Annotated in this window: 4 protein-coding genes; all 4 read left to right on the top strand. The window is 35.6% G+C overall.

The window, feature by feature from the left end; genetic code table 11:
• Positions 1-157: GNAT family N-acetyltransferase (locus K6G87_RS19990; RefSeq protein WP_296839914.1), on the top strand; the 157-nt coding region annotated here is incomplete at its 5' end.
• A 107-nt stretch (positions 158-264) separates the two neighbouring features.
• On the top strand, positions 265-1245 hold the full coding sequence (locus tag K6G87_RS17020; RefSeq protein WP_248403831.1) for a permease: 981 nt from the start codon (positions 265-267) through the stop codon (positions 1243-1245).
• A gap of 12 nt (positions 1246-1257) precedes the next feature.
• A complete protein-coding gene (locus tag K6G87_RS17015) occupies positions 1258-1617 on the top strand; it encodes a thioredoxin family protein (protein WP_296839909.1) in 360 nt (119 codons plus the stop codon).
• Positions 1618-1734: 117 nt separating this feature from the next.
• Entirely contained in the window at positions 1735-3165 is a 1431-nt protein-coding gene (locus tag K6G87_RS17010; protein WP_296839906.1) for a helix-turn-helix transcriptional regulator, read from the top strand.
• Positions 3166-3400 lie beyond the last annotated feature (235 nt).

The following is a 3400-nucleotide window of genomic DNA, read 5'->3' as shown; positions in this document are numbered from 1 at the left end:
AGGACATGGCGTTGGAACTGCACTTGTAAATGAGTTAATTAAAAGGTCAGAAAAGGCAGGATTTTGGAGTATATATTCAGCAATAATCTCTATTAACAAGGCAAGTATCGCATTACATAAGAAGTGTGGTTTTAGAGAAATCGGATATAGAGAATGAATTGCGAAGGACAGATTTGGAGAATGGCAGAATACAACCTTGATGGAGTATAGAGCTTCATAAGGTGAAGAAAGTGGTAGGTGTTGAAAGTGATAGGCGATTTTTTTATGAAACAGATACTTGGAATGAAGTGGCTAAATGAACTGATAGGTGATTTTCTTTCGTTAATAGGAGCTGATTTAGAATCAAGACTGGGAGGCGGAATACAGTTCTTTTTATATGATGTAATAAAGATAACAATTCTCTTGTGTGTTCTTATCTACTTGATTTCTTATATTCAAAGTTATTTTCCACCGGAAAGAAGTAAGAAGATCTTAGGGCATTTTCATGGTATTTGGGCAAACTGTATTGCAGCACTTTTGGGAACCGTGACACCTTTTTGCTCTTGTTCCTCAATTCCGCTGTTCATTGGATTTACCAGTGCTGGACTCCCTCTTGGTGTGACTTTTTCGTTTCTGATATCTTCGCCTATGGTAGATGTTGGAAGTCTGATTCTTCTTATGAGCATCTTTGGTACAAAGGTGGCGATTATCTATGTTATGCTGGGACTTGTGGTCGCAGTAATTGGAGGGACTTTAATAGAGAAGCTTCACATGGAAGATCAGGTAGAAGAGTTTATTCGAAAGGCATCTGCTGTAGACATTGATTCACCATCCCTTACACAGAAGGAACGCCTTATCTATGCAAAGGATCAGGTGCTTGAGACTTTAAAAAAAGTTTTTCCATATATTGTCATAGGTGTAGGAATTGGAGCTGTAATACATAACTGGATACCACAAAGCTTTGTCGAAGGAATACTTGGAAGAAAGAATTCATTTGGTGTGATGCTGGCTACCATAGTTGGTATTCCGCTGTATGCTGATACTTTCGGAACTATATCTATTGCTGAGGCATTACTATATAAGGGGGCTCAGCTTGGAACTGTGCTTGCATTTATGTTAGGTGTGACTACGCTTTCTCTTCCGTCACTAATCATGCTAAAGAAAGCGATCAAAACAAAGCTTCTGGTTGTTTTCATTACCATATGTGTAGTTGGAATTGTAATAGTAGGATATCTGTTTAATCTAATGCAAGGAATGATTTTGTAGGAGGAAAAGAAAATGGCTTTATTTAGTTTTGGTAAGAAAAAAGAAGAGGAGAAAAAAACTTCATGTTGCTGCGCATGCAATTGTACTACGGAAAACATGCAGGCTGCGGAAGAAGAAAAAAGTCTAAAAGGAGTAAAGATCCTTGGCGGAGGCTGTGCAAAGTGTAATCAGCTCGAAGCAGAAGCCATTGAAGCGCTTAAGGAACTTGGTATGGATACGACCATCGAACATGTAAAAGAGTATGAAAAAATAGCCGCCTATGGAGTTATGACAACACCTGCATTGGTTGTAGATGGTAAGGTTGTATCTTATGGTAAAGTACTTAAGAAACACGAAGTCGTAAAGATTTTGAAAGACGTTAGAGGATTGTGAAATGAGTCTTAGATCGGAATGACTTATACAAATAAAAAAATATATACAGCATGCCAAATTTGGCAGTTTAAATATCTTCACCTCTTCTATATTATTTTAAGAGAGGAGGCTTAATTCATGAACTACATACGAAAATGGAGAGAACACTACGAATTAACACAGGATGATCTTGCCCGAAAAAGTGGCGTATCAATTCATACGATTAATAGATATGAAAATGGTCGCAATACTAAATTGGAATTATTGGAATTACTAGCAGGAGCAATAGGAGTTGAAGTTACTCAACTACTTATATGTGATCCTACTCAGGATATTCATGAATCACATGAAATGCAAGATTCTAAGGAATCGCAAATATCTCAGGAACTTCCAGACTCTCATGAACAGCAGGATTCTGGCGATAAAGTAAACAAGTATCTGAAAAAAGAGGAACTTGAAGAATACATAAAAACCATCCCGGAAGAAGTTATAAATCAGGTAACCCAAGATTATGATGACGGTATCAAGGTAAAAGAAATAATAGCTAAAAATAATCTGAAACTTGCAGTAGGACAATTATCTAGAATACTTCCTCCGATAGAGGTAGATACAAAATGTCCATACTGTAATTTGAATATGGTGATAAATAGAAGAAGAACAGGTATGTTTAATGATCCATATTGTACTATTTGCGGTCATAAAAAATCATCATTTGGTTTTTGTAGATGTAATAATTGTCAGGAAGCCAAAAGAAAAGAACTAGAAGCTAAGCAATTATCTGCATCTGAGCTTATTCGAAAGAGTATACCTGAAGCCAAAAAGGATTATAGTGAGTTGGAGCCGGAGGAACAGTTAAGAATAATTTCGTTGCTTAAAGATTCGACAGTATATGATTACGACGAGTTTGAAAAAATATATTCAAAAAATATACACTCTGGAAATCTTTATAGAATTCTTGCATTATTTCATATGAGGTTAATAAGCGTTTCTGACAATACATCCTATAGATATATAATTGAAGATAGCGATGGATTTTTATTTAATCCTAGTAATGTTAATTATGTATTTAATGTTAACTTTACAGATTACGATAGAATGATGGTTAAAAAGGGTTATATCGATTTTAGTTCTTTGAGCGAAGAAGAGGTAAAACAAATAACAATTGACCTGTACTATTATTTCTTGCTTGAAAATATCCAAAAAGGTGCTGAACAACGTGGAATGAGTTTCTCTCCTACAGATAAACAGTTAACAGAATTAAAAGGCTTGATTGAGAAATGGAGTTATACTCAAATCTTATATTTGACGTATAAGGTTTTTAGGTTCTACAGTGATCAGATTATTAAGAGGCGCATGACCAAAACAAGTGTAGCTAAATGCATCTTGGCATCAATCAAGAACTTTGGGGATAAGAATATTTCTGATTATGGGAATATATATAAATGCAGCCCTGAATACGCAGATCCTTTTATTTTGTTTTATGTAAGATCAATTCTTGGGGAAGATATTGATATACTCAATAAACCGGTCAAGGATTATTTATTTGAAAATAGACATCAATATGAATGAATATACTGATAAGACCGAGGCAGGCACCAGCAACCTCGGTCTTATCAGTTTACTGTTGTTTGGGCTTTTGAACCATGGATTTCTATTCAGTATGCGTAAGCGTCAAATAATCCGCTTGCTTGTAAAATAAACGCCGCAGTTTTATTTGCGGCGCGGTTTACGGCATCTTTCTGGTAATAATTCGGACCAAGGTAATAAATGATCCATACCAGCCGTATCTATATTTCCTTTTTCA

Source organism: Butyrivibrio sp. (assembly GCF_024699075.1).
Note: the sequence above shows the minus strand (reverse complement) of the source record. Positions and strands in the feature narration are given on the sequence as shown.